Raw genomic sequence first — 26,258 nt, forward strand, 5'->3', positions numbered from 1 at the left:
AGGCACGGCCCCGCTCTCGGTAACCTGTTTATTGCACGATCTGCACGATCCGCCGCGTCCCTGGATCGACAAGGACGACCTCGTCATTCACATACGCGTATCGATAGCTGATAGGCCCATACTCTGCGGGCACTTCGTAATATTCAACGCCTTCGGAGGGCAGGACCGTGCCAACCGCGACCGGTTGATCATACGTGAATACGCGGGGATGCTGCTCGATCACGTATTTCTTGAACCGAGGCCTCTCCTTAATACCAATCAAGCCGTTGATCCCGCCGGTGACGGCGCCCACCGCCCCACCGACGACGCCGCCGACCGGCCCCGCGGCGTCGTTGCCCTGTTCGGCCCCTTCCTTCGCTCCGGGCAATACACCCTGGGCGAATACTGCCGAAGGTGCAGCGATGCAAAGAGCCAAGCTCGTGACGAAAAGCATTGATCTTGCGGTCATTGTCGACCTCCTGTTCGCATCGGATTGTTCCCGTCGTGGGAATCGGGCCCCGAACCCCGCCAGCATGGCGAGGTTCCGCTCGGATTGCGGGCCGTTGTTCACAAAGGAATACCGATTGTTACGAAAGGGCAGGCGGAAGGCCCCGCCTGGTTCGCTGTCCCGGTCTCGCGGGACGTAACAAAAGGCTCAGCCTCTATTCAGATATTTGCAGGGCGCATTGCTCCCGCCGTCCCACCTGGACGAGGCATGATAGGCAGGGCGGCTGCCTCACGAACGATTGCAAAATGCCGCTCCGGTGGGGCACTAATCTATCGCTCGCAAAAGGATTGTGAGTGAAAAGGGTACCGTGCAATGCGTTCATTGGCTTTTTCATGGGTTACCGCGCTTGTCGTCTCTTTATTGGTCTGCGTGATCGACAAAGGAAACGCCGATCCGATGTCGGACAACAAAGCCCAGTGCGCCGGCTTCGGCTTTACGGAGGGGACGGATTCATTTGCCAATTGCGTGATGCAGCTGTCATTGCGGCAGAAACGCCAACGGCCACCCGATCACGATACGCTGGTTCGCCAATACAGGGAGCGCAGCATGGCTCGGCGCGGCGACGATCGCTACCCGGTATGCAATGCTGCCATGATGGAAAACGAACTCGACACGTCGATCAACAAATGGGTCGGTCCCAACTGCCAGATGGCGCCGGATTAGGGCTAGGCCGGAAACAGCACTGAGCCGGCGGCAGATGGTTGTGCGCTGGCAGCGCTGAGCCGAAAGCATCCGGTTCCGAGAGTCGGGCAAGATCTGGGCGAACGCAAAGCCGCAGGCTTCAGCCGGTAGAGGCGTGGCGCGGGACGAGCGGGCCCTCATTGGGGACGCTCGTTCTCGCCGGGCGCCGCATCGCCCTTGAAGTCGACCTTCGTGCCCGGCTTGACCATGGAGGCGAGGTCTTCGGCATCCCAGTTGGTCAAGCGGATGCAGCCATGCGAGAAGGTCGTGCCGATCTTGCCGGGGTCGGGTGTGCCGTGGATGCCGTAGCTTTCGATGGAAAGATCGATCCAGACCGATCCCACCGGATTGTTCGGCCCGGCAGCAATGGTGAAGGGGCGTTTGGTCTTGATCCCTTTGAAGGCGAATTTCGGATCGTAGTAATAGGTGGGATTGTGCACCACGTGCCTGACCTCCGTCGTGCCGCTCGGGGCCGGCTTCTCCTCGTTGCCGATCGAGGCCGGATAGACCGCAAGGGCCTTGCCTGAGGGATCGAGCACACGGACCTGGCGGGAGGCCTTGTCGACCTCGATGCTTGCCGCGACGGGAGGCGGCTCGGTTCGGCCGACATAGGGCACCGTCAGGCTTGCGCCGATCTTTTTGAAACGGGAGCCGGGGTTGAGCATCGTCAGCAATGGCTGGCTGACATGGAAACGCTCCGCCAATTGCTCCCGCAGGTTGCGATAGCCGAGCCGCTTGAGACGAGCCATCCTTTCCATGCGCGTAGGAATTCGCCGGGTGAAGCGTCCGCGCACGTCCTTGCGCGTCACTTCATAGGTCGTCAGCGCGGGGATGACGGAGGTCGCCGTGAGCTTGTCCCAGGTCTCTCGCGTGAGCGTGCCGTCGGATGTCAGTCCGTTCGCCGCCTGGAAGGCAGCGACGGCCCTGGTAAAGCTCTCCGAAGGGTGGCCATCGATCAGGCCGGGCGAGAAGCGGGCGCGATCGAGAAGGATCTGCGCCTTGATCAGCATCGGATCGATATTCTTCGGCGCGCTTTGGCTGAATTGCGCCTGGTCGACTCTAGCGAGGTCGAGTCTGGCGGCCTGTGTCGTACCGAAGACGAGTGTAAATGTGAGGGCGAGAAGCAGCCTGAACATGGACCTCACTCCAGGACTGGGACGAAGTGCCTGTTCCTAGGACGCGGTACGGCTGATCTGGTTCCCGCCTTGCTGTCGGCCTCAGCCTGCGCATTCCGCCCGCCCTCAGCGGTACTCCAACTTGACCTGCATGGTTTTTGCGCAATGCGCCGATGCGGCCAGACCCGAGCCTCGCTGCTCCAGCTGGGCCTCCTCACCCGCAAGCATGCCGTCAGGAGCCGAGCCGGTGAGCGATGTATTCCTCCAGGGGGGTGATGGCATCCAGGGCATGGGCCAGGCTGCCATATGGCGCGTCGGGGGAGGGCGCGGGCAAGGCACGAGGAGCCGTCGATACGGCGCCGGGTTCCATCCCCTGCCGGCAAGCCTGCAACTGCCCGACCGTGGCGAACCGGAAGCCTCGCAGCTTGAGGGTGTGGATGATGTCCGGCACTGCCTCTATGGTGCTGGCGTGGATGTCATGCATCAGGATCACGGCCCCCGCGGGGGCCCCGGCACCGATCAGCCTGGTCAGAGGTGCTTCGTCATCGAGCCAGTCGAAGGAATCGAAGTCCCAAAGAGCCATTCGGCGCCAGAGTCCTGCACCCCGCAACGCAGTCTTGATGCGGGCGTCGATCCTGCCCCAGGGAGGACGAAAGACATCGGGCCTCTGGCCGGTTTCCGCGATGACGGCCTCATCCGTCAATTCCACTTCGGCGATGGCTTCGCCATCCGTCAAAGCGGTGAGCGCCCGATGGTCGAAAGTGTGGTTGCCAATCTCATGGCCTTCGAGAAACTCACGCCGTACCAGGCCGGGTGAATAAGCCAGCCTTTTGCCGACCACGAAGAAGGTGGCATGGACCTTCTCGCGGGCCAGAATGTCGAGAAGGAGAGGGGTCAACGTCATGTCTGGCCCGTCATCGAACGTCAGCGCCACGCAGGGCGTGAGGGCCTCCCGTGCGTCATGCCTTTGTTGGCCGGCTGAAGCGGGAGCGGCTGGCGGTACCGACGACAGGGCCATGAGGAGGGTCAGGATAGCCGTGCATATCCGGCTCGGAATGTTGCCATGCCTTTGCTTCGAAACGCCCTTCCGGATACGCGACACTGCCTTGAACCTCGCCGAGACCTCGAGGATCGATCAAAATGCTTTTCGAGGGAAAAAGCTACAACCATGACACCGTCTGTCATGGAGACGCCGGCTCCGTAGTCATTGAAGGGTGGGCACGATCTGAACGGCGAAGAATGATCAACAAAATGCAGCCATAATCGCGGTATCAGTGTTGTGGGCCTTCCCTGGGGCGATTTGGAAGAGGGAATGGGAGGCGCATCGAGTACGTTCGAACTCGAACTTGGCCGCCAACAGATGAGACCCTGATGCGTAATCTCGCCCTCATATCCACGGGAGCCGCGCTCGGCGTGCTCGGCACGGTTGCCCTGACGCAGCCCCATTTTCTTCTCGTCGGCCGAGCCCAGGCCGCATTGGCCGACAGCTACAAGCAACTCAACCTGTTCGGCGAGGTGTTCGAGCGGGTACGCTCCGACTATGTCGAGCAGCCCGATGACGGCAAGCTCGTTGAGGGGGCCATCAATGGCATGCTGACCTCGCTCGATCCCCATTCGAGCTACATGGACGCCAAGAGCTTCCAGGACATGCAGGTGCAGACCAAGGGTGAGTTCGGCGGGCTCGGCATCGAGGTCACCATGGAGGACAACGTCCTCAAGATCGTATCGCCGATCGACGATTCGCCGGCCTCCAAGGCTGGCATATTGGCAGGTGACGTGATCACTGCGCTGGATGGCGAGGCGGTGCAGGGACTGAGCATGCAGCAAGCCGTCGACAAGATGCGCGGGCCGGTCAACACACCGATCACGTTGAGGATCCTGCGGGCGGGCAAGGGCGTGCCCTTCGATGTCAAGCTCGTGCGTGACATCGTCAAGGTTGCCTCGGTGAGGGATGAAGAGCTTGCCGGAGACATCGGCTATATCCGCATCACCCAATTCACCGAGCAGACTTTCGACGGCTTGAAGAAGAGTATCGACAGGCTGGGCAAGAAGATCGGGCAGGACAAGCTCAAGGGCTATGTGATCGATCTTAGAAACAATCCGGGCGGCTTGCTCGACCAGGCCGTTTCGGTCTCCGGCGCGTTCCTGGGGCGCGGGGAGGTCGTTTCGACACGGGGCCGGAACGTCGACGATGTACAGCGTTTTGCTGCAGAAGGGCCCGATCTCACGGGAGGCAAACCGATCGTCGTGCTGGTCAATGGCGGTTCGGCCTCGGCCTCGGAGATCGTCGCCGGTGCCCTGCAGGACCACAAGCGCGCCACCATCGTCGGCACGCGTTCCTTCGGCAAGGGCTCGGTGCAGACCATCATCCCGTTGCAGGGCGACGGCGCGCTGAGACTGACCACGGCGCGCTACTACACCCCGTCCGGGCGCTCGATCCAGGCCAAGGGCATCGAGCCTGAGATCGTGGTGCAGGAGAACGTGCCCGACGATCTCAAGGGCGCCGATGAGACCAAGGGCGAATCCGGCCTCAAGGGCCATCTGGCCAATCCGGATGCCGACAAGGCTGAAGAAGGCGGCTCCTCGGCCTATGTGCCCGCCAACGAGAAGGACGATACCCAGCTCAACAAGGCGATCGGCATCCTGCAGGGACGTCCTTCCTAGGGCGATGCGCGTTCCGGCGTGATCGACGATCTGCTCCGACGCGTCTTTGCGATTTGAAGCAACGCATCCAAATCGCAGGACGTTTCAGGGTGATGTCCGTGCAGCCGAGAGAAAAGGGCTTGATCTTGCGCGTGTCACCTTCACGGCTGCATGGCAGCCCGGAGACTGTTGAGCCCAAGAGCGAACGCGGTCGATCGCCGCATGATCCGCTTGACCAGATCCGGGAATAAAACGCGGGCGAGGCGAGTCCTGCTTGGAGATCACGCGCTCACGAAAGGCAATCGGCTTCGACCATGATCGGAGCGAAGCCAACGCCTTGGGATTGAAGCCGTGTTTGATGAACCCGGTACGCGGCCGGCGTTGATGCCTTAAGTCATGCGAGTGCTTTGCAAAGATCGAGTACGCCTATGTCAAGAACAAGTTTTGTTCTATATTTGCGCCGGGACCGTCGTCTCGGCGTTTGTTTTGTTGACCATTCGGTCAGTTCAAGGGGCGGCGTCATCCTATTCGGCGCGCTCCTCTGTGCGGGCTGTCACGCCTGAATCCGCCCCGCTTGCTATGATCCATATCGGCGCGGTGTGTGCCCGCCAGATTTTAGGAGATACCGATGACGAGCAAATTTGAAGTTCGGCGGGGCCTGCTGTTTGGGGTCTTGGGAAGCGGGCTGGCCGTTGTGCTTGCCGGCTGCGCGTCAGGTTACCCCAACGAACCCATCTATGTTGACGAACCGGAGCCGCCGCGCCGGAGGATCAGGCCCACCCGACCTCACCATACGACGATGCCCCGTCGCAGACGCGTGATCATGGAGCCGGATGCCGGCGACGATACGCGTGACAGGATGCCCGCAGGCAGTGGCGGCGGCGGTGGCGGTGGAAATGGCGGCGGCGGAAATGGCGGCGGCGGTGGTTCGGGAGGCGGCGGTGGCTGGTCCGATCGCCGGCTCAAGACCGACATCCGTGCTATCGGCCAGTCTCCCAGCGGTTTGACGATCTATCGCTTCCGCTATGTCTGGGGTGGCCCGGTCTATGTCGGCGTCATGGCCCAGGACCTTCTGGAGACCCATCCCGACGCGGTCATCCGTACCGACAGCGGCTACTTCATGGTCGACTATGACCGCATCGATGTGAAGATGATGATGTTGGCGGACTATCAAAGGTCCACGCAACTGCTCGGGCGCGGCGCGTAATGCTGGCGGCAGCATCGAACCTGGCGAAAAGCCAGGTTCGATGCCATGGAGAAAGGCCGCGCTCTGCCGGTATGGCGGCCCTGCCTCAGAACAGGTCGAGACGGGGGTTCCGCTTCTGCCAGGCCTTGCGGGCAGCCAGCACGATCGTGTCGTCGACATCCGATGTCGGAGTTACCGCATCGCTGCCCAATTCGGCATTGAGCTTGTCGATGACCTTCTTCTTCTCGGCCAGCGGCAAGGCGCTGAGGTTCTTTCCCTCGTCCTTGTGCTCGCCATAGGCATCGAGTGCGATGGCGAGGCTCGAATACCAGGCGGCCTTCTCCAGGTCGCGCTGCGCCGCCGGGCCCTTGGAATAGATCCAGCCCAGATTGGACGCCGCGTAGAAATCGCCGCGTTCGGCGCCGATCTCATACCAGCTTATGGCGCTTGCCAGGTCTTTCTTAACGCCGTTGCCCTTGAAATACATGGCGCCGATATTGGTGGGCGCGCTGGGATGTCCGCCCTCGGAGGCTTGCTTGAACAGCTCCATCGCCATGGTGGGCTTGCGCGCCACGCCTTTGCCGTCGAGATAGGCAATGCCCATATTGCGCATGGCATAGATGTCGTGCCGCGCCAGCGCCGCTTCGTAGAACTTGATGCCGCGCTTCGGATCGGCTGGCAGGTTCTGACCATAATAATACATGGCACCCACAGTATTCATGGCATAGGTGTGCCCGAGTTCCACGGCCCGATTGAGCAGCTTGACGCCCTCGTCCACGGATTTGGGCACCCCGCGTCCGAGGGTAAGATTGCGACCATAGGCGAGCATGGCATAGGGATCACCACGCTCGGCACCCATTTTGAACAGCCGGTTGGCTTCGACCAGGTCCTGCGAGCGGCCGAGACCGCGTTCGGCCAGGTAGCCGAGTTCGTAGTAGGCGCGTGTATAGCTTGCATCGGCGGCCGCGTTGAAGAGTTCGATGGCGCCCGCGACGTCCTTGTCGGCGAGCTTGGCGCGGCCGAGTTCGTATTTATAGCGCGCAACGGTAGGGAATTTGGCGACGGCCTCGCTGCAGGCGGCGATGGCCGGCTTGGCATCGATCTCGTTTGGCAGCTTGCCGAGAGTGACGCCCTGCGGGTCGAGGGGCTCGCCCGCCTTGTCGTCGCAAATCGGCACGAAGGATTCGATCTTGCCGGAGACGACCTGGCCCTCGCCCCCAGGCTGCTCGACCTTGAGCTGCACGCTCTGCACCTTGCCTTCCGAGCCGATCGAGGGTTCGAAAGTGATGGACCGGACGGCGTTCTGGTCGACGATGTCGCCCTCGGCCAGTGGCGCTCCGTTGAGATACATCGTGCCGAAGCTCGGAGCCGCGGCGATCTGGATCTGCGCGCCGGTCGCGGCGCGCACCAGCGGCAGGTCATCCAGCATAGCGACCTGGCCGACGCCGATTGGAACGCGGCGCGGCTTGTTGAAGGTTTCACCGAGCAACGCGGCGACCTGTATCGGGGCCTGCTGATCGGCGAAGTTGTCCGATCCCTGCTTGGGCGCCGGGCCGATCTTCACGGTGGTATTCTTGGCAAGCTGGACGGGTGCCGCCGCGGCAATGCGAATGACCGGCTTGGCCAGGTAGACCGGCTGGGTCAAGGTACCGACCGACCACGGGCGCTGGCGCTTGTTGGTTGCCGCCCACACATCGTCGGTCACCTTGTCGAGCGCGCGCTGCACGTCGACGCCCAGCGTGAAGGAGTATTTCACCATGGAAGCCGTGAACGGCGACTTGTCGCCGGTGCCGTCCTCCGCCACCGCGCCGGGCTGGGTCGAATAGGCAATGAGGCTGCTCGGCGGACTGGTCTGGGGCGCGAGGCCGACGCCGGCGACCGCCATCTGCTTTTCGGGCCCGACCAGGAACGAACGGGACTGGAATGGATTGTTCCGGCATGAATCCAGATAGATGAGCTGTGTCTTGGAGTTCTGCTGCATATAGGCGAAGATCGTCTTGACGTTGATCGTCTCCACCTCCAGATCGGCTGGATCCTTCAGCTTGGCATCGATGGGGATGATGCGATTGTCGCCGCCCACCTGGATGCCGTGGCCGGAATAATAGAACACGCTGAGTTCGGCGCCCGGCAGCGAACGGATGAAGCGCTGCAGGGCCTTGTCGAACTCGTTGCGGTCGAGATCGAGCGCCGACACCACTTCGAAACCTTCGCGTTTCAGGGCGGCCGCGACGGCCTGCGCATCCTTGTCCGGATTGTTGAGCTGGGGAACGACCGTGTAATGGCTGTTTCCGACCACGAAGGCCACGCGCCGTTCCGCCGCCTTGACGCTCGCCGGCAGGGCGAGCATGACCGCGGCGAGGGCGGCGGCCGACAGCCCGGTTCTCCAGTCAAGGCAATGACGCATGTCCCGCTCCTGATGTGAGGTCAGCATCTTCACCGACGCCTCCTGTACTATATCTGATCCAATGATATCAGCTTTCGAAACAATTGCCTGCCACTCTCGAAATAGTGATATCGGCTTAGTCCGAAAGCTTAGAAGAGCAAATAAGAATATCTTACTTAACTCCTCGAATGCCTCATGATACCAAGCTTCGAAAATGCTGGCGCAATCTCGGCTTGGGCACTTGGTAATTTCCGGCGTCAAATCCAAGATTTGCCCAAAATTGCCAGAAGGGACCAGGGGCATCGATAATGCCTCCCGGTATTATTTCACCCCGATACTCGCCCTGGTTGAATCAGGACTTGTCATCCTTCTTCTCATCTTTGCGCGAGATTTCCACGAGAAGGGCATTGAAGTCCTTGGCCACCAGGGCCCGCGCCTTCTCGATCAGCATGGGGATCGGGCTCGAGGGCTCGATATTGTTGTAGAAGATCTCGATCTGGCGCATCAGGGCCGAGGCCTCGCTGCGCGTCGCCACGGAATAGGTGCGGGCCTCCGCTTCGGTCTCGTCGGGCTTGCCTTCCTCGACCGCCAGCGCCGAAAGCTGGGCGAAGTTCAAGGCAAAGGGCATGGTGCCGCCGATCTGGATCTTCGCTTTCTCGACCAGGCCGGGCGCCAATATCTTCATGACTTCGACAAAGGACTTGCCGACGAGCAGATGCGCCTGTTTGAGAAGCAGCCTTGCCGGGCTCGACGGCTCCTTGCCGGCATAATAGGCCAGGATCGCCGCCAGCGCATTGGAAGCCTCCTTCACCGAGGCGACGTCCGAAGGCGCGAGGGGAGCGGGTGCAGAGGCAGTCTCGGCCACCTCCCGTGTGCTCTCGGCTTCAACCGGTTGCGCCGGTGCCAGGCCCGGCTCCCGCGTCGTGACGATGCCGCCGACATAGGTGCGAATGGCGCGCACCAGATCGGGCAATTGCTCGAATTGCGGTGCGGCCTCGTGTCCGGCCTTGTCGATGAAAAGCTGGCGCAGGCTGTCGAGGTTGGCGAGGATGGTCTCGAGATGAGCCGTCAGGTCCACCAATTGCTGCAGCGGCTCGAAACGCAGGAAGGCATCCCTGACGCCCGAGGCCTCGACGGCGGTCTCTCCCTCGCGCGGGGGTAATTTCCCTTCCCCCACCAGGACCGAGCGCATGGACAACGCACCGAGGCGCTTGTCATTGATCAGCGTGGCGCTCTGCAGCGGCAAAACCACCGTCGGCAAGTCGTCGAGCGATTTGAGGAAGGCGGACCTCAGTTCCGCGCCGCCGGCCGCCTCGGTCGGGTGGCAATGATCCCACTGCGCAAGGAGCAAGGCATTGGTCGCTGCGACGGCGTCGACGAAACCGGGCAGATCATCCGACAGAATATGATACTTGGCCGCCAGGACGAGATAGCGCAGATCGCGCGATTTATCGAGATGGACACGCAGATCTGCAAGTGTCTGCTTGGATTCGAACGACTTCTTGTTGAAACTGCGATAGCTCGCCGGCAATTGGCCTTCGGCGACGGTCAGGAAATTCTGGGCGTCGGAGTCGGCATCAGGATCCGGCCCACAGGGTGCGTCGGCTGAAATTTCCGTCTCGATGCCGGCATAGACTGCCATCTTGGCCTACCTGCTGGGGTCCCACTGGAGCAAAGGGCGATTTTTCCGAACCGCACTTCTACTCCCACTTTCTTGTCCGGTGCGTCTTTGCGATTTGCCGCGGCTCATTCAGGTGACAAAACGTCTTTGGAAATCATGCTGTTCTGCGTCTCTACCCGCAACCCCCCATATAGGGGAGGCGGCGAAAATGCTGCGCCGATCATTGCCGATGACCATGGCCGCCCGTCACAATTATTTTTGATTGGTCAGTCCTTTATTTGCGGCGTCCGAGCGCCTCCTCTACCGCTCCGCGGCCTGGCCCTCCTCCAGATTCAGCCCCTGCTTGCGGACCAGCGGCAGCCAAAGGATGGTAGCGGTGCCTTCGCCCCGTTTGCTGAGCACCTCCAGCGTGGCTCCGAGGGCCTCAGCACGTTGGAGCATGTTCCGCCGGCCGCGGCCTGTGGCCGGAGCTTCCATATTGAAGCCGCTGCCATTGTCGGCAATCTCGACGCGAAGGCCGGGCCGCCCCTGCAGCAGCGCCATCTTGCATTTGAAGGTAAGCTGGGTGGCCTTGCTGTGGCCCATGGTATTGCTGACCGATTCCTGCAGGATCCGCAGCACATGCAGGGCGCTCGGCGCGTCGAGCCAGTCGAGTTCGGGTACGTCCTCGACCATCCATTTGACGCCAATACCCGATTTTCGCAGTTCGGGTTCGTAGCGATAGCGCAGGCTGGCGAGAAGGGTGGCGACATTGCCTTCCACCGGCTCGAGCGAGTCGACCGCGACGCGAAGATCGGTCAGCGCGCCCTTGAGGGCCACGACTGCCGTCGTGCTCTCCTTGCCCTGGCGTTCGGCCGAAGCCAGTGCCGCCACGAGGCTCGAACCGATGCCGTCATGGATTTCCCGCATCAGGCGTTCCCGCTCCAGCTTCACCGCATGGGCAATTTCGAGGGCATGCCTCGCGCTTTCGCTCGCCAGCAGATTGGCCTTGGTGGTCTCGATACGTTGGCCGAGCGCCTGGTTGAGCCTTTCTCGCGCCTCGGCATTGGCCAGGATGTGCCGCAGGATGACGAAGCCACTGAAACCGAGGAGGACCACGCCGGCATAGGGTGCGAACGACACACCTTTGCCGGGCCAGATCGTTCCGGCATAAAGATCGATGCCGACCGCTGCGAGACCGAGCGCGTTGAGGACTACCAGCGCCAGTTTTTCAGGCGTAGCGATCTGCGTTTCCGCCCTCATTGCAAGGAAGCCCAGCAGGAGCAGCGCTGCGCCCAGGCTTGCAAGACCGGCGATCCGTGTGGCTGCCAGGTCGTGAAACGGGATCGCCGCGACGCCGAGGCCGAAACAGGCCAGCGCCATCGCGACCACCAGGCCACGAGGAAGGCTTGCACCAACCAGGCTCGCTGCCAGGCCGAGGGTGGTGAAGAGCAGGGGATAGAGCAGGGCGGCCCGGCCGATCGCAAAGCCGAAGGGCGGTGTTTCAACCTGGGGCAGGCCCGCGAGGTTGAATGCACACCAGGCGACGCCCGCACAGCAGAGCCAGGCCAGGACGCTTTCCCGCCGGCGCAGCAACCAGCTCATCAGGGCAATTGCCGCGACGACGGCCAAAGTATCGGTGGCGAGCAGATGTCCCAACCGCCTCAGATCTTCCGCAACCGGGCTCATCGCACCGTCCTCAAACCGCAACTGACGATACGCCCAAAGCGTTTTGCTCCAGGGTCGACCGGCTAAGTTGCCCATCAACTGAGTGAGAGGCGTCTAAATCATGAGGGCGACCGACCCTCTGACAAGAATAGCAAGAATGTCGAAACCCGCCAGTCCCAGATGCGGGAACTATGACTGGTACCCCCAAAATGTGGGAGGCGTCAAAGCGCCTATGGCGTAGACGTTGAACTTGAACAGAGCTAGCCTTCATTGGCCGACGTGGTAGAGCGAGGGCAGGCTGTGGCACAAATATTCGGTCAAGACACACGAATGGGCTCTTTCACGAGTAGCCTTGGCAAGGACAAGCTCGTCGTCACCCGTTTTGAAGGATCGGAGGGGCTGAGCGAGCTTTTCGAATATCGCCTCGAGGTCGTCAGCGATGACAATGAGGTCGATTTCGACAAGATCCTCGGCACCAAGTGCCGCCTGGAAATCCAGTCCCACCACGAAGGCGTCAAGCGCAGCTTCAACGGCGTGCTGGTGGAGACGCAATGGATCGGCAGGGACCAGGATCTGCGCTATTACCGCCTGGTGCTCCGCCCCTGGCTGTGGCTGCTGACCAGGACCACCAATTGCAAGATCTACAGCCACATGACCGTACCCGAGATCATCAGCCAGGTCCTGAACAATCGTGGCTTCATTCAGTTCGAGCAACGTTTGTCGGAAAGCTATCCGCAGCTCGAATATTGCGTGCAGTATCGCGAAAGCGACTTTGCCTTCATCTCAAGGCTGATGGAGGAATACGGGATCTATTATTATTTCGAGCATAGCGAATCCGACCACAAGCTCGTCATGGCGGATGCGAGCGCGGCTCATGAGCCCAAGCTCGGCGGTGCGGCCCTCGAATTCGCGGCTGTCGGCCTCGACAACATCATGACCAAGGACAGGCTGAACGAATGGGCCGAGGGCCGGCGCTTGCGTTCCGGCAAGGTCACGCTCGACGACTACGACTACCACAAACCCAGTACCGACCTCATGGCGGAAAAGGCAGCCAGCGCCAGGTACCAGCATGGCGACCTCGAACTCTACGACTATCCCGGCCGCTATACGGAGAAGGGCGATGGCACCACGCTGGCCAATGTCCGGCTCGAGGCGGAGCAGGCCATCGACAAGCGCGTGATGGCCGGCGGCGACGCCGTCACCTGCTGCCCCGGCTTCACCATGACGCTCGATGGCAATCCCCCGGCCAGCAAGGGCACCAAATATCTGATCGTGCGGGCCCATCATCTCTTCCGCGCCCAGGCCTATCGCTCGACCGGCGCGTCCGGCGAGGAGGGCTATTCCGGCAGCTACGAGTTCCAGCCGCTCGACATCGCGTTCCGGGCGCCGGCCGTGACGACCAAGCCCGTCATTCACGGCCCGCAGACTGCTCTGGTGGTCAGCGACGTGGACGACCAATGCCGCATCGAGGTGCAGTTCTTCTGGGACCGCGACAAGAGCCAGTCCCGCTATGTGCGGATCGCCCAGAACTGGGCCGGAAACGGCTGGGGCGACGTCAAGATCCCGCGCATCGGCATGGAGGTCGTGGTCAATTATATCGAGGGTGACCCGGACCAGCCTTTGGTGACGGGCAGCGTCTACAATGCCGAGAATGTCGCGCCCTATGTGAAGGAAAAGCTCAACGCCGTCTCGGGCACCAAGTCGCAGACGCTGAACGGATCAGGCTACAACGAACTGATCATGGACGATACGGCCGGAAGCGAGTTGATCCGTTTTCACGCCCAGCACGACCTCGAAGGCAAGGTCGAAAACGACGAGCGGCGCGAGATCGGCCAGAATGTCGAGGTGAAGATCGGCAACAGCCGCGACGAAACCATCATGTCGACCTGGACGGTGAAGGCCAATCAGAAGATCGAGTTCACCGTGGGGAACAGCACCCTCACCATGACCCCGGTTGGCATCAAGCTCAAATCGACCATGATCACCCTGGAGGCCGATGCCTTGATGAATCTGAAGTCGAACGCAATCGGCCAAGTTTCGGCTGCAGCACCCTTGATGGTCCAGGGGGCGCTGGTTCTGATCAACTAGAGCAAAACGCGTTTAGACGGAAACGCTGCATTACTCTAACTCTTTGGTTCGACGCGTCTTTGCGATTCTTGGTGATTCCACCAAATCGCAAAACGCTCTCGAGCAAAACGCGTTCGAATGTGAACGCTTCTTTGCTCCAACTCCCTGTTTCCAAGCCAATCCAAAGGATTGGCTGAAGCGTCTGTAACTGCTCACCGGGGTTACGCGACCTTGGTGGTGGAGGGAGTAACTGCAAGTCTTTGCGCTTCTTATCGACTCCGGAAAAACGCGATAGGGCGTATCGCCGCCGTCCAACCGGCACGCGCCGCCGGAGATCCGCAGGATCGCGATGGATTTTCAGGAATCGATTGCGACCCGGCGGAGCATTTTTGGTTGGACGAAAGCGCCGGAAATTGCAAAAATACGTTTAAACAATGAGTTAGCGCTGAGAATGGTGCCGTCTTGTTGGCTCACTCGTGTCATCCCGGCCACAACTTGTTCGCAAGGTGCGGCTGAGCACGCATCGCAGCACGAAGTGATGCGATACCGAGGCGTGACCGCAAGCCAAGAGTCTGTATTCGAACGGTCGCAGGAGACGAGATGAAGCATCTTCGGTTCTCGACGGCCAGGCAGGTGATCGACGCCTTCCCGAATCTCGATGGCGAGTTTTCCGGATATAATCTCGACCTTGAGCCTTTCGCGTTCATCGAAGCCTTGCTGGCACAGGGCGGCGCGCGCAAGGCCATGGCGTTCTGCGCCTTCGTGCTGCCACGCCGCGAAGCCGTGCAATGGCTGAGCTTGGCGCTGCGCCAGCGCCAGCAACCGCCGAGCGCGGCGGAGACCAACCTGCTCCGCCTGGTCGAGGACTGGCTGAAGAAACCCATTGAGTTCACGCGCCGCGCGGCCCTCGATGCCGGCATGGACGATCCCGACAAGGGCGCTTTCGCCTGGGCTGCCCTGGCGGCGGGCTGGAGCGGAGGCAGCCTGTCGCCCAATCCCGAACAACCGGTCCCGCCGCCCCCGCATCTGACCGGCCACGCCGTGAATGTCGGCTTGACGTTGCTGGTTGCCGGCCTGCCCATGGCCAAGCAGGCTGGCGGCATGGAGGATCTGGTCGGCGATGCCGTGGCGCTGCTGCGCCGCGGCGGTTCCTGACCGTGGCAAGGCGCGATTTCCCGGAAACCTATTAAGCTCTAAGCCTCTGTTTTGGCGCGTTTTCTCGATCGGAGGGCCTATCAATTCTTCCGCAAAACGCTTTATTTATCGTTTGCCTCACGACGTGACAGGACTTTGCAACCGCCATGCTGACACTCAGGATCGAAAACTTTGATCGCCTGCCCGATGGCGGGCCATTGGAGTTTGCGATCGACAGGCGCGGTTTCGATTTCGGGCGCGACCAGCATCTCGACTGGACCTTGCCCGACCGCAACCGGGTGATCTCCGGCAAGCATTGCGAAGTGCGCTTCTATGACGGTGCCTATTGGCTGACCGATACCTCGACCAACGGTACCTTTCTCAACGGTGCCAGCAAGCGCCTGCAAAGCCCCTATCGCCTCGCCGACGGCGACAGGCTGGCTGTGGGCGACTATGTGCTGGCGGTATCGATCAAACTGCCGCAGGCGCCGGTGCAGCCGGCTCCGCCGCCGCCGAGTTCGAGCCCGAACCCGTCCCTGGCAAGCGCGGATATCTGGGACAGCCCGCACGAGGCGCCACCGCCCATCGATGCGAGCCAGTTATTGCCGCCGCTGAGCGAGGCCGACCGCGGGCCGGATTTCCTGCACCAGGCCGCCTATGTGCCGCCGCCCCTCGAGGAGCCGGAGCCGATCCGCAAGCCTAGACCTTCCCTGCCGATGCCGGCCATTCCGACGCCGACACCGGCCGCAGCGCTGTGGGAAAGCGAGGATCCCCGGCCGGTCGAGCCCGCCAAGGCCGAACCGGCGACGGAAGAGGCGGCGCCGGTCGTGGTCAAACCCAGGGATCCGGTGGAGGCCCCCAAGCCAGCCGTAGCGAATAACGTCCAGGCTCCGTCTTCAGGCGACGTCGGAGCGGCCGAATTCATTCGCCGCTTTGCCGCCGGCGCCGGCATTCCCGACAACATCCTTGGCGGGGTCGATGCCGGCGACCTGGCAGAGGATGCCGGGCGGCTCCTCAATATCGCCTGCCTGCATGTGATGGCCTTGCTGCGGGCACGGGCCGAGGCCAAGGCGCTGTCGCGCGCCGGCAATCGCACGATGATCAGCGCCGAGGACAACAACCCGCTGAAGTTCATGCCCACCCCGGAGGAGGCCCTGCGGGTCATGCTCGGGCCGCGGACGCGGGGCTATCTCGACGGCAAGGCCGCACTGGAGAACGCCTTCGGCGACCTCAAGATGCATCAGGTCGCGTTCCTGGCCTCGATGCAGGCGGCCCTGACCGAACTCTTCGACGAATTGTCGCCCGATGCCATCAAGACCGCGGCGGATGCCAAGAAATCCCTGTTTTCCGGCAAGGGGAATTATTGGGAACTCTATGCCGAACGCTGGGCGGCCAGGGTCGGCCGGCGTGAACATGGCATGCTGGGCGCCTTCCTGGAGCTCTATGCCGAGCAATATGACAAGCTGAGCGCCTCGAATCGCAACCGGCATTCGTGAGGCAGGCCTGCATCGGGACGAGTCGGCACCCCGCATCACTGTAGCAGCGACAACACGGAGCTCTTGAGTGCGGCGAAGGCGGGATCGCTGGCGAATTTCGCCAGCGGTTCGTTGGTGACCGTGCTGGTGCCCGTATCCTGCGATGGTGTCGAAGTGCCCGCGACCGCCGCACCCATCTTCTTGGCCGCCCAGGCGATCAGGAAGCTCAGCGTCTTGCCCTGCTCGAAGGGGTTGGCCCGCACATGGGCGGCGCCGAACACGTCGGAGATCAGGCTGTTCTGCGGGCCTCGGAGCGCCTTCACCGCCCCACCCGAGCCAAGGAAATGCGCCAGATAGAGATTGCCAGGCGTGACGGCATGGCCTGCCTGCCGGATCACCGCGGCATTGTCGCGGGTATGGGCTGTCGTCATCGCCCGCGCGAGGTCGCAATTGGTGCGCATCGCCAGCACTTCCTGGCGGCTGCGGCCGACCAGAAGATCCGGGCGATGCAGGCGGATGGTGGTCATCCAAGTCGATTCGATGAACTGGCCAAGCCCGACCGCAGTGGAGAGTGGATTGGCGGCATTGCACTTGTTGCCGCTTTCGATGGTGATGATGCGGCCGACGAACTGGTCGACAGCGCCGTTGGCGCCACCGGCGGTGCTGGTGGCAACGGTGGCGCTGGCGGTGGTGGCGGCGCTCACCTGGCTGTCGGCGACCGGATCGACCGGTACGCCATTGTTGCGAACCTCGAAATGCAGGCGCGGCTCGCGGCTGGAGGCCGGTGTGCCGACATAGCCGATGGCCTCGCCGGCCTGGACGCTGGCGCCGACGGCAAGCCCGGTCGCCGCTCGCGCGAGATAGCCATACATCGAAGTCTTGCCGTCGTCATGGGAGAGACGCACCACCGTGCCGAAGCCGCTTTCCTCGCCGATTGCGGTGACTTTGCCCGGATAGGCGGCGACCACGGGCGAACCCACCGGGGCCGTCCAATCGACGCCGTAATTCATGGACGCGGCCGAATTGTCGGAGCCCTGCGGGCCGAACCTGGCGACGATCACGCCGTTGACCGGTGTGACCATGCCGCCGCCGTCGGGCAGGCTGCCTTGCCCCGCCGACGACACGCATTCGAAGGGGGCGCCGACTTGCGGTTGCATCACATAGCAATCGAGATTGCCGGTGGTGCGTCCGATGCTGACGAAGACGATGCGACCGAGGCCCTGCTTGGAATCCCGGGGGGCAGGCGAGTAGATCAGCGAAATCGTATCGCCCGGCTGCACCTTCTGTTCCAGGTCCTGGGCTCGCGACAGCAGCATGATCGCTTCGCCGATCACCGGCGACGGCAGCCGGTTGCGTAGCGCCGTGAGATAGATCGCATCGAGCAGACGCGGCTGGTTCTCCGGATCGACCTGCACCGGCGCCAGCGGCGCCGCGAAGGGATCGCGCCGATACCAGGGATCTTCGGAACGCACATAGGTGCCGACATCGTTGAGGGCGATGGAGCCGACGAGCTCGGTCTTGGCATAGACTGACACCTGCACCGGCTGCATGCGGTTGGGATCGCCGTCCAGGGCAACCGCGCGCACCACATAGCGGTCGTCGGCCTCGAGCATGGGGCGGTTATAGAAGGTGTTGAAGGCATCGCCGGCCGCACCGGCCCGCTGGGTATCCAGGCCGAGATTGTTGAGCGCGTCGGCGAGGCGGATCCGAGTCTTGGCCTTTTGAGCAAAATCCGCGACACGGTCGCCCGTGCTCGTGCTCGAAGCCGCAATCGAGGAGGAACCGGTGCTGGCATCGGCGCCGGCTTCGCTGTCCGCCGCGCCGCTACTGGCGGGCGCCTCCTGGGCGATGGCGATGTCCTCCTGCGAACCCAGCACCGCGACTTGCGATTGCGGGGTGGGCAGGTCCAGCACGTCCTTGAGCCGGAACACCTCGTTCTTGATGCCGAGGCTACCAGCCGCCTTGCGCTGCGTATCGCTCGCCAGCTTGATCAACTGGCGTGGAGCGTCGGCGAGTTGGGGCACGATCACCGGATCTCCGCTGAGATCGATGATGCGCGGCTTGATTGCCGCCCGGATCAGGGCTTCGTCTTCGGCTTCATTGTCCTCGCCTTGCACTGGAACCAGGCTGGCCTGTAGATCGCTGTCCGTCACCGTGACCTGTTGGCGGGCTTGGTCGGGAGCAAGCAGATAGATGGTGGTCACGGCCGAGCCGAGGCCGAGAAACAGGAGGGCGGCGGTCATGGTGAGATAAACCAGCACGCCCGCGGGGCGGGCGGCAGATGGACCTGACTTGGCGGTATCCGTGACCTTGGGTGCGCTACCGGCAGGGCCAGCGTTGCCGGCGGCAGGCTTGGCAGCCTTCTTCGCGCTCCGTGCGGCAGGTTTGGCCGGCACGATGATGGTGGCATTGGTATCTTCCCCGGCCGGTTCGGTCTGCGGCGTCGCCGCGGCCGGCCGGGAGGGATCCGCTGGATCGGAGGATGCTTGCCCGGCTATGACTGTCTTGTCGTCCATGGCGGGGGCGTGCCACGCTCAGGGTTTGTCGTCGGGGCGGATGAAGACCGTCCACGAGCCGGTATCGCCGGTGTCGACCTCCTTGAACTTGGCCTGTACGAAACCACGCACCCAGCAGTCCCAGGGCTGGTCCTGTACCTTTTCGATCTTGAAGCGCTTGGTGTCGACGCACATGTCCCAGTTTCCCTCGAATGCGCTGTCGCCTGTCGCGGTCGTCGCGTAGATATAAACATATCTCAGCTTGAGGTCGGACAGATCTTCCTTGATCGGCGTGACGCAAGTATTGCCTGGTAATGTCCACCAGCCTTCGGTGGCGAATTTCTTGTCTATTTCGGCGCCGATCGCGACATTGTACAGAGTGACCGACTGGTTGCACACTCGAAAAGCCGCTTCGGCCTGGTCGACATGGCCCAGAGCCAAGCCAAACGGCACCGTGGCAAAGCCCAGGGCGAAGCGCGTTCTGGCCAAAACGCCCTTTTTCTCTGATTTCTTGTTTCGAGGCGTCCTGGCGATGCTTGGTATTTCCAATACATCGCAAAACGCCTCAGCCTTCGCATCCGCAGACATTGAGGGAACAGCTTCGAGAGCACCGATCGATTGTAGCACGCGAATACAAATTTCGTATCTGCCGCACCTCTTTCTGTCTACCTCACAATGGGGGAGGCGAGAGCCGGGCGCTTGTTCTAGACTACAGTGGTAGGGTCGATGTAAGCCGGTGGATCGCTTGACTTCCTCAGGTCATATGGCACAGTTCGCAAGAAGCCGAGAGAATTTGCTCGCGCAACGGCCGAACGTTTTTTGGCGAGGCCTTGCGACAGCATTGCCGAGCCTGACAATCACACAACCAAATCCTTCGGGCGGCTGATCGATGTCCTGGTATAGCAAAGTCGCTTGGTCGGAAGGTCTGTTCCTCCGGCCGCATCACTTGCAGCAGGGCGATCGCTATCTCGAACATCTGCTCGAGGGCCGCACCAGCCAGATCACGCCCTATCCCTGGGGCTTCAGCGAAATCGAGATCGATCGCGACCTGGCGCAGCAAAGCAAGTTCGGCCTGCGCCGTGCTGCAGGCATCCTGTCGGACGGCACGCCGTTTCGCTTCCCCGGCGACTGCCCGCCGCCGCCGCCCGCCATGGTGCCCGAAAATGCCGCCGGGCTGTTCGTCTGGCTATGCATGCCCATGGCCCAGCCCAACAGTCGCGAGGTCGACGAGCCGGAGAGCGAAAGCGGCAGCCGCTATGTCGTGCAATCGGAGACGCTGATCGACGCCTCCTCCGCCCTGCAGATCGAGGAAGAGATCGACGTCGCCGTGCCGCGCTTCAGCTATGAGATCCGCCGGACGCCGAAGCCGGGCTTCGTCTGCATGCTCTGTGCCCGGATCATCGAGGTCAACGACAAGACCATCGTCTTCGACGAGCGCTTTGCCCCGCCCGTGCTGGTGGTCGCGGCTCATGCCGCGGTTACTGGCTGGCTCGACCGCGTGATCGGCTGGGTCGAGACCAAGCTCGACGAACTGGCGCGCTTTGCCTCGGACCCGCGCTCCAGCGGTGGCATGCAGAGCGTCGACTATTTCGTGCTGCAGATGCTCAACCGCGAGATTCCGGCGCTTCGGCACATGCGCCGCTCGAAATATACCCATCCCGAGCGGCTCTATGTGGAATTGCTGCGTCTGGCCGGGGAGTTGGCGACCTATTCTACGCGCGAGCGGCGCGCCAACGACTATCCGGCCTATGACCATGACAATCCCGGCACCACCTTCGCGCCGGTGCTGGCCGACATTCAGCGTTTCCTCAGCGTCGACATCAGCCGCGCCATCCGGCTCGAGATCGTGGAGAAGGCCACCAACGCCTTCCTGGCGACCGTGACCGACCGCAATCTGTTCCGGGCCTCGACCTTCGTGCTCGAAGTGGCGGCGCAGCGTTCGCTCACCGAGTTGCAGACGCAGTTCCCGGCTCTGTTCAAGGTCGGTCCCAATACGCGGATGAACGAGATCGTGCACGCCCACCTTCCCGGCATCGGGCTCATTCATCTGCCGACGCCGCCGGCGCAGATCCGGGCGATCACCAGCCACGTCTATTTCGCGCTCGACCGCATGTCGCCGCTCTGGCCGGAATTCAGCACGGCGAGCGGCATCGGCATGCATTTTTCCGGCGACTGGCCTGGGCTTGAGCTCAATCTGTGGGTCGTCAAGGAAGACGTGAAATAGGATGTGGGCACATGACGAACGGCAAGGGCCCGTTCGGGTCTAACCCCGACTCCGAAAAGACGGTGATCAAGCCCAATCCGGGCGGCCGGCGTGACGGCCAGGGTGTGCCTTATCCCAGCGGGACCCCTGCGGCAGCGCAGGATATCTGGGGTGGGCCCCGCGTGGCGGCAGGGGCCGCAACGCCGCAGCCCTCTCAGGGGCAACCCTACCAATCCCTAGCCGAGACGCCGCGGGCTCAGCCGGCCCTGCCGCTCGGCCCGGCCACGGTGGACCTCGAAGCGCTCGGCGTCAGCGACAGGACCGGCGGGTCCAATCCCATCCTCGAAGCCGCCATGCCCCTGCTGCTGGTGCTCGCCAATATCCGCATCGCCCGGCAGGTTCCCCAGGTCGCGCCGATGATGAGCACGGTGGCGCAGGGTATCGAGACCTTCGAGGCCGAACTCAATGCGCGCGGCATTCCGGAGCCCCAGGTGCGCACCGCCAAATATGCGGTCTGCGCCACCGCCGACGACATCGTGCAGAACCTGCCGAGCTCGGACCGCAATCTGTGGACGCAATACAGCATGCTGAGCCGCTATTTCCAGGTACGCGACAGCGGCGTCGGCTTTTTCGACGAGCTGGCCAAGCTGCGTCAGCACCCGCAAATCAATCACAACCTGCTCGGCCTGATGCATGCCTGCATGTCGCTCGGCTTCGAAGGCAAATACCGGGTCGCCGGCGGTGACGTTCCGCATCAGCAGATCCGACGCGACCTCTACGAAACCCTGCGCGCCCGCGAGGCGCGGGTGACGGACCATATCTCGCCGCATTGGCGGGGGCAGGACATTGCCGCCGCCTATGTGCGCCGGACCGTGCCCTTGTGGGCGATCACCTCCGTCGCAGCCGGCCTGCTCCTTCTCAGCTTCCTGGTGTTCCGCTGGCTGCTCGGCGGCATGTCCGATACGGCGAGTGCCGGCCTGCTGGCCCTGCATCCGAATGGCGACATCCATATCTATCGTACCGTTCCGGCGCCGCCGCCCCCGCCTCCGCCGATCAAGGTCACCACCCAGCTCGAGCGCATCCGCGAGCGCCTGAAGGACGACATCGCCGCCAAGAAGGCCTCGGCTGACTATTCCGGCAAGGACATCGTGGTACGCCTCCTCAACGATTCCCTGTTCGACAAGGGCAGCACTACCCTGCGCCCGGATGCCGTGCCCGTCATCGGCCATATCGCCGCGGCACTCGACAAGGAGCCCGGCCAGATCCGCATCGTCGGGCATACGGATAACACGCCGGTACGCGCTACCCTGCGCTACAAGGACAACCAGCAGCTTTCCGAGCAGCGGGCACAGGCGGTCGAGAAGATCTTGGTCGGCGGCATCGCCGATCCCAAGCGCCTGACGACGTCGGGGCAAGCTGATACAGCGCCGATCGATCTCAGCAATACGGCCGAGGGCCGGTCAAAGAACCGGCGCGTCGAAGTGTTCATCCCGCGCGAGGATATGTGATGAAGCGCTGGATCATCTTCATCGTCAGCTTCCTGGCCGTCATCGCGCTGTGCGCGGTAATCTGGCTCGTGTTGCCGCTGGTTGCCGTCGGCGGCATCGAGCCCTTCGACAGTCCCTGGCTGCGGCTGGCGCTGATCGGCCTGTTGCTGGCCGTTTACTTCTGCTGGCTGGCCTACCGCATCTACAAGCACGGACAATCGGCCCGGGCGCTCGCCGAGAACATCGCGGTGCAGGAGCCGGAGGATGACGGTTCCGATGCCGGCGTGCTGGCCGAGAAGATGCGGGACGCCCTGCTCACGCTCAAGGGCTCGCGCCGCACCAAGGGCGACTTCCTCTACGAACTGCCCTGGTATCTCATTGTTGGGCCCCCCGGTGCCGGCAAGACCACGGCCCTGATGAATTGCGGCCTGAAATTCCCGCTGGCCGCCCATACCGGCCCGATCGCGGGCAGCGGCGGCACGCGCTATTGCGATTGGTGGTTCACCGAAGAGGCGGTCTTCATCGACACCGCCGGGCGCTACACCACGCAGGATTCCGACACCGAAGCCGACCGCAAGAGCTGGCTCTCCTTCCTCGACCTCTTGAAGCGCCATCGCGAGCGCCAGCCCATCAACGGCGTGCTCGTGGCCATCTCGATCGGCGATCTCCTGTCGATGAAGGAGGCCGAACTCGGCGCCCATGCCGTCGCCATCCGCAAGCGCCTGGCCGAACTCAACAACCGCCTGCAGGTCGATTTTCCGGTCTATGTCGTCTTCACCAAGGCCGACCTCATCGCCGGCTTCATGGAGTATTTCGGCAATCTCGACCCCGAGGAACGCAAGGCGGTCTGGGGCGCGACCTTCCAGACCAAAAACAAGAAGGAGAACCGGGTCGGCGACGTCGGGCCAGAGATCGATCTTCTGGTGTCGCGGTTGAGCTCCGAACTGCCCGATCGCCTGCAGGAGGAGCCGGACCCGATTTCGCGCGTGAGGCTTACCGGCCTGCCGTCCCAGCTTGCGGCGCTCAAGCCAACCGTAACCCGCTTCCTCAACCAGATCTTCGAGCCGACGCGCTACCAGACCAGCGCCGCGCTGCGTGGCTTCTATTTCACCTCCGGCACCCAGGAAGGCACGCCGATCGACCAGTTGCTGGGTTCGCTGTCGCGCGATCTCGGCCTGCAGGCCGGTGCCAGCTTCGCTTATTCGGGAAAAGCCAAGAGCTTCTTCCTCGAGCACCTGCTCACCAAGGTCGTCTTCGGCGAAGCGGGCTGGGTTTCCACCAATGCCGCCGCAGTGCGCCGAAAGATCCTGCTGCAGACCTCGGGCTATGTGCTCGTCGCCGGCGTGACGCTGGCTGCGCTCGGCGGTTGGCTGACCAGCTATTATGGCAACAAGGCCCTGATCGACCGCACGGATGCCGCCACCGCCGCCTATACGAACGACACGGCGGGCTTGCTCAAGGAGGATCCGGTCAACGATGCCGATTTCCTCAAGATCGCCGGCCCGCTCGACAAGCTGCGCGACTTTCCCTGGGGCTATGATCGGCTCGACAGCGAACCGCAGATCAAGGACACACTGGGGCTGGGCCAGCACAAGCGCATCGGCACCGCAAGCGTCGCGGCCTATCGCGATGGACTGGACCGGCTTTTGCGTCCGCGCATCCTCTTCCATCTCGAAAAGCGGCTGGCCGACCTGCAGGACCAGCCCGAGCAGCTCTACGAACCGCTCAAGGTCTATATGATGCTGGGCGGCGATCCCGCCATTCCGGTGGACACCGCCCTGATCGAGGGCTGGATGCGGGGCGATTGGGAGAGCCTCTATCCGGGCGAGCCCAACAAGGCGGTGCGCGACAGCCTCAGCCAGCATCTCGATGCCATGCTCAACATCGAGGGCACGCCGCGTCCGATCGCCCTCAATGGCGATCTCGTCAAGGCGAGCCAGGTGGCCTTGACGCGGCTGTCGCTGGCCGAACGCGCCTTCGCCATCATCAAGTCGACCGCCCATGACCAGAGCGTCAGGGATTGGACTGTGGCGGGCAATGCCGGACCCGATGCTGCCGTTGTCTTCGGCACCAATGACGGTTCGCCCATTGAGAGCGTCGGCGTCCAGTCGCTGTTCACCTATGACGGCTTCTACGCCCTGTTCCTCGACAAGATGAAGTCGGTGATCACGCTTTTGCAGAACGAGCGCTGGGTCCTGGGCGAGGCGGGCAGCACGCAGGCCATCGACGAGCAATATGCCAATCTGGGCCCCGATCTCTATCGCATCTACGATCAGGAGTTCATCAAGGCGTGGACGGCCGCGCTCGGGAAGCTCAAGCTCAACAGCTTCGCTGCCGACAAGCCAAGCTATGCCACGTTGCGGGCCGCCACTGGCGCCGCTTCGCCGATCAAGCTCCTGTTTGAGTCGATTTCGGCGCAGACCAGGCTGACGGAAGCACGGCAGGGAGCCGAAGGCGATGTCGGCGGCAAGCTCAAGGATGCTGCGGTGAAGGCCGCCACCAAGGCTGTCACCAGAGCTGCCGGCAGCAAGCTCGACGACATGGCGGCGATCGGCCTCGACGCCGCCAAGAAGGCCGCCGGCCGAGGCGGCAATGTCGAGGCGCCCTTCGTGCCGGGCGCCATCATCCAGGAACATTTCCGCCGTTACCACGATCTTGTCCGCAAGAACGGCGACAAGAGCCAGATCGACCTCCTCGTCGAGCAACTCAAGGGCCTCTACCAGAGCCTGATCGACGAGCAGGACTTCGAACGCGCCGCGCAGGCGCGGCAGAACATGCAGACCTTTCTCGGCTCCATCGCCACCAGCTCGTCGCGGCTGGAGACCCCCTTCGACATCGTGTTCCGCGACGCCATGGCGGAATTCGAGCAGAAGATCATCGGCGACAAGGTCGATAACCTCAAGGATGCCCTGAAGGGCTCGGTGACCCGCGAATGCCTCAACATCGTCGGCAACAAATATCCCTTCTCGCCCGGCAGCAAGCAGGAGGTGCCGATCGGCGAATTCGGCCGCCTGTTCGGGCCGAACGGGGTGTTCGACACCTTCTTCCGCGAAAAGCTGGCTGGACTGGTGGATACTTCCGGCGCAAGCTGGGGCTGGAAGCAGAACTCGAAGTTCAGCCAGGCGCTTTCGCCCGAGACGCTGCGCCAGTTCCAGAATGCGGCGCGTATCAAGGAAGCCTTCTTCAGCGGGCGCGGGACCTCGCCCAATGTGAAATTCGCATTGGTGACGCAGTCGATGAGCCAGAAGACGGCCTCGGTGAGCTTCGAGGTCAACGGCACCAAGCTCGACAGTCCGTTCGGCGTGGTCTCGCGCGGGGACTTCGAATGGCCGGGCCGCTCTCCCGACGGTACCGCCTCGATCACCATGCCCGAGAGCGACGGCACCTCGCCCGCGCTGCGCTTCACCGGCGGCTGGGCGCTGTATCGCCTGCTGCAGAAGGGTGATATGCGCCAATCCGGCAACAAGGCGACGGCCCGTTTCGTGGTCGGCGGCCGCGAGGTCACCTATCAATTGACCTTCGACACGCTCGACAACCCCTTCACCATCCTGTCGCAACTCAAATTCGCCTGTCCGTCGGATCTCTAACTCTTTGTTTTGATGCGTTTTCCTAGTCGAAAGTCTGCCAACTCCTC

17 protein-coding genes are annotated in these 26,258 nt (G+C 62.7%); 9 read left to right on the forward strand and 8 right to left on the reverse strand.

Translation table 11 applies throughout. The features are described 5' to 3' along the window. Positions 1 to 28: 28 nt before the first annotated feature. Positions 29 to 448 (reverse strand): DUF1236 domain-containing protein, encoded by a 420-nt coding sequence (locus tag BA190_RS06130; RefSeq protein ID WP_068284251.1) that lies wholly within the window; start codon positions 446 to 448, stop codon positions 29 to 31. Positions 449 to 799: 351 nt separating this feature from the next. On the opposite strand from BA190_RS06130, the gene BA190_RS06135 reads away from it, so the two are divergent. Next, positions 800 to 1,150, forward strand: coding sequence for a hypothetical protein (locus tag BA190_RS06135; RefSeq protein WP_156771379.1), 351 nt, complete (start codon positions 800 to 802; stop codon positions 1,148 to 1,150). 155 nt (positions 1,151 to 1,305) lie between these two features. Here BA190_RS06135 and BA190_RS06140 read toward each other — a convergent pair whose 3' ends face one another. Both BA190_RS06140 and BA190_RS06145 read right to left on the reverse strand, forming a co-directional pair. Beyond that, a complete protein-coding gene (locus BA190_RS06140) occupies positions 1,306 to 2,304 on the reverse strand; it encodes a L,D-transpeptidase (protein ID WP_068284257.1) in 999 nt (332 codons plus the stop codon). Positions 2,305 to 2,515: 211 nt separating this feature from the next. Further along, entirely contained in the window at positions 2,516 to 3,301 is a 786-nt protein-coding gene (locus BA190_RS06145; protein ID WP_082979497.1) for a polysaccharide deacetylase family protein, read from the reverse strand. A gap of 353 nt (positions 3,302 to 3,654) precedes the next feature. On the opposite strand from BA190_RS06145, the gene BA190_RS06150 reads away from it, so the two are divergent. After that, positions 3,655 to 4,947 carry a S41 family peptidase gene (locus BA190_RS06150; protein ID WP_068284263.1) on the forward strand — a complete coding sequence of 431 codons (1,293 nt, stop codon included), beginning with the start codon at positions 3,655 to 3,657 and terminating at the stop codon, positions 4,945 to 4,947. Between the two features lie 778 nt (positions 4,948 to 5,725). Next, positions 5,726 to 6,133 (forward strand): tail fiber domain-containing protein, encoded by a 408-nt coding sequence (locus BA190_RS36415; RefSeq protein ID WP_162275056.1) that lies wholly within the window; start codon positions 5,726 to 5,728, stop codon positions 6,131 to 6,133. A gap of 85 nt (positions 6,134 to 6,218) precedes the next feature. Here the strand turns inward: BA190_RS36415 and BA190_RS06160 are convergent, their stop codons facing one another. From BA190_RS06160 to BA190_RS06170, 3 genes are all read right to left on the reverse strand, one after another. Continuing rightward, positions 6,219 to 8,543, reverse strand: coding sequence for a caspase family protein (locus BA190_RS06160; protein WP_162275058.1), 2,325 nt, complete (start codon positions 8,541 to 8,543; stop codon positions 6,219 to 6,221). A 304-nt stretch (positions 8,544 to 8,847) separates the two neighbouring features. After that, on the reverse strand, positions 8,848 to 10,137 hold the full coding sequence (locus tag BA190_RS06165) for an ImpA family type VI secretion system protein (RefSeq protein ID WP_068284272.1): 1,290 nt from the start codon (positions 10,135 to 10,137) through the stop codon (positions 8,848 to 8,850). 279 nt (positions 10,138 to 10,416) lie between these two features. Further along, positions 10,417 to 11,784 carry a sensor histidine kinase gene (locus BA190_RS06170; RefSeq protein ID WP_068284275.1) on the reverse strand — a complete coding sequence of 456 codons (1,368 nt, stop codon included), beginning with the start codon at positions 11,782 to 11,784 and terminating at the stop codon, positions 10,417 to 10,419. A gap of 309 nt (positions 11,785 to 12,093) precedes the next feature. On the opposite strand from BA190_RS06170, the gene BA190_RS06175 reads away from it, so the two are divergent. The 3 genes from BA190_RS06175 to tagH all read left to right on the forward strand — a co-directional run bounded on the left by BA190_RS06175 (position 12,094) and on the right by tagH (position 16,460). Next, complete coding sequence (locus BA190_RS06175; protein WP_068284278.1) at positions 12,094 to 13,851, forward strand: type VI secretion system Vgr family protein; 1,758 nt, start codon at positions 12,094 to 12,096, stop codon at positions 13,849 to 13,851. A gap of 579 nt (positions 13,852 to 14,430) precedes the next feature. Further along, on the forward strand, positions 14,431 to 14,985 hold the full coding sequence (locus BA190_RS06180; protein WP_068284281.1) for a hypothetical protein: 555 nt from the start codon (positions 14,431 to 14,433) through the stop codon (positions 14,983 to 14,985). 146 nt (positions 14,986 to 15,131) lie between these two features. After that, on the forward strand, positions 15,132 to 16,460 hold the full coding sequence (gene tagH, locus BA190_RS06185) for a type VI secretion system-associated FHA domain protein TagH (RefSeq protein WP_068284283.1): 1,329 nt from the start codon (positions 15,132 to 15,134) through the stop codon (positions 16,458 to 16,460). Positions 16,461 to 16,495: 35 nt separating this feature from the next. Here tagH and BA190_RS06190 read toward each other — a convergent pair whose 3' ends face one another. Together BA190_RS06190 and BA190_RS06195 are read right to left on the reverse strand one after the other, a co-directional pair. After that, entirely contained in the window at positions 16,496 to 18,955 is a 2,460-nt protein-coding gene (locus tag BA190_RS06190) for a M23 family metallopeptidase (protein WP_068284286.1), read from the reverse strand. Positions 18,956 to 18,973: 18 nt separating this feature from the next. Further along, the gene (locus BA190_RS06195) at positions 18,974 to 19,522 is read right to left on the reverse strand and encodes a DUF1036 domain-containing protein (protein WP_082979501.1); all 549 of its coding nucleotides are present in this window, start codon (positions 19,520 to 19,522) and stop codon (positions 18,974 to 18,976) included. A 301-nt stretch (positions 19,523 to 19,823) separates the two neighbouring features. On the opposite strand from BA190_RS06195, the gene tssK reads away from it, so the two are divergent. Genes tssK through tssM form a run of 3 tightly spaced genes read left to right on the forward strand, consistent with a single transcriptional unit; the run spans position 19,824 to position 26,211 of the window. Then, positions 19,824 to 21,158, forward strand: coding sequence for a type VI secretion system baseplate subunit TssK (gene tssK / locus BA190_RS06200; protein ID WP_068284289.1), 1,335 nt, complete (start codon positions 19,824 to 19,826; stop codon positions 21,156 to 21,158). An 11-nt stretch (positions 21,159 to 21,169) separates the two neighbouring features. Next, positions 21,170 to 22,645, forward strand: coding sequence for a type IVB secretion system protein IcmH/DotU (gene icmH / locus BA190_RS06205; RefSeq protein ID WP_068284291.1), 1,476 nt, complete (start codon positions 21,170 to 21,172; stop codon positions 22,643 to 22,645). Continuing rightward, positions 22,645 to 26,211 carry a type VI secretion system membrane subunit TssM gene (tssM, locus tag BA190_RS06210; RefSeq protein WP_068284294.1) on the forward strand — a complete coding sequence of 1,189 codons (3,567 nt, stop codon included), beginning with the start codon at positions 22,645 to 22,647 and terminating at the stop codon, positions 26,209 to 26,211. The genes icmH and tssM overlap by 1 nt, the downstream gene beginning before the upstream one ends. Positions 26,212 to 26,258: the final 47 nt, after the last annotated feature.

Origin of the sequence: Labrys sp. WJW, from assembly GCF_001676615.1 — a bacterium.
GTDB classification, from domain to species: Bacteria; Pseudomonadota; Alphaproteobacteria; order Rhizobiales; family Labraceae; genus Labrys; species Labrys sedimenti.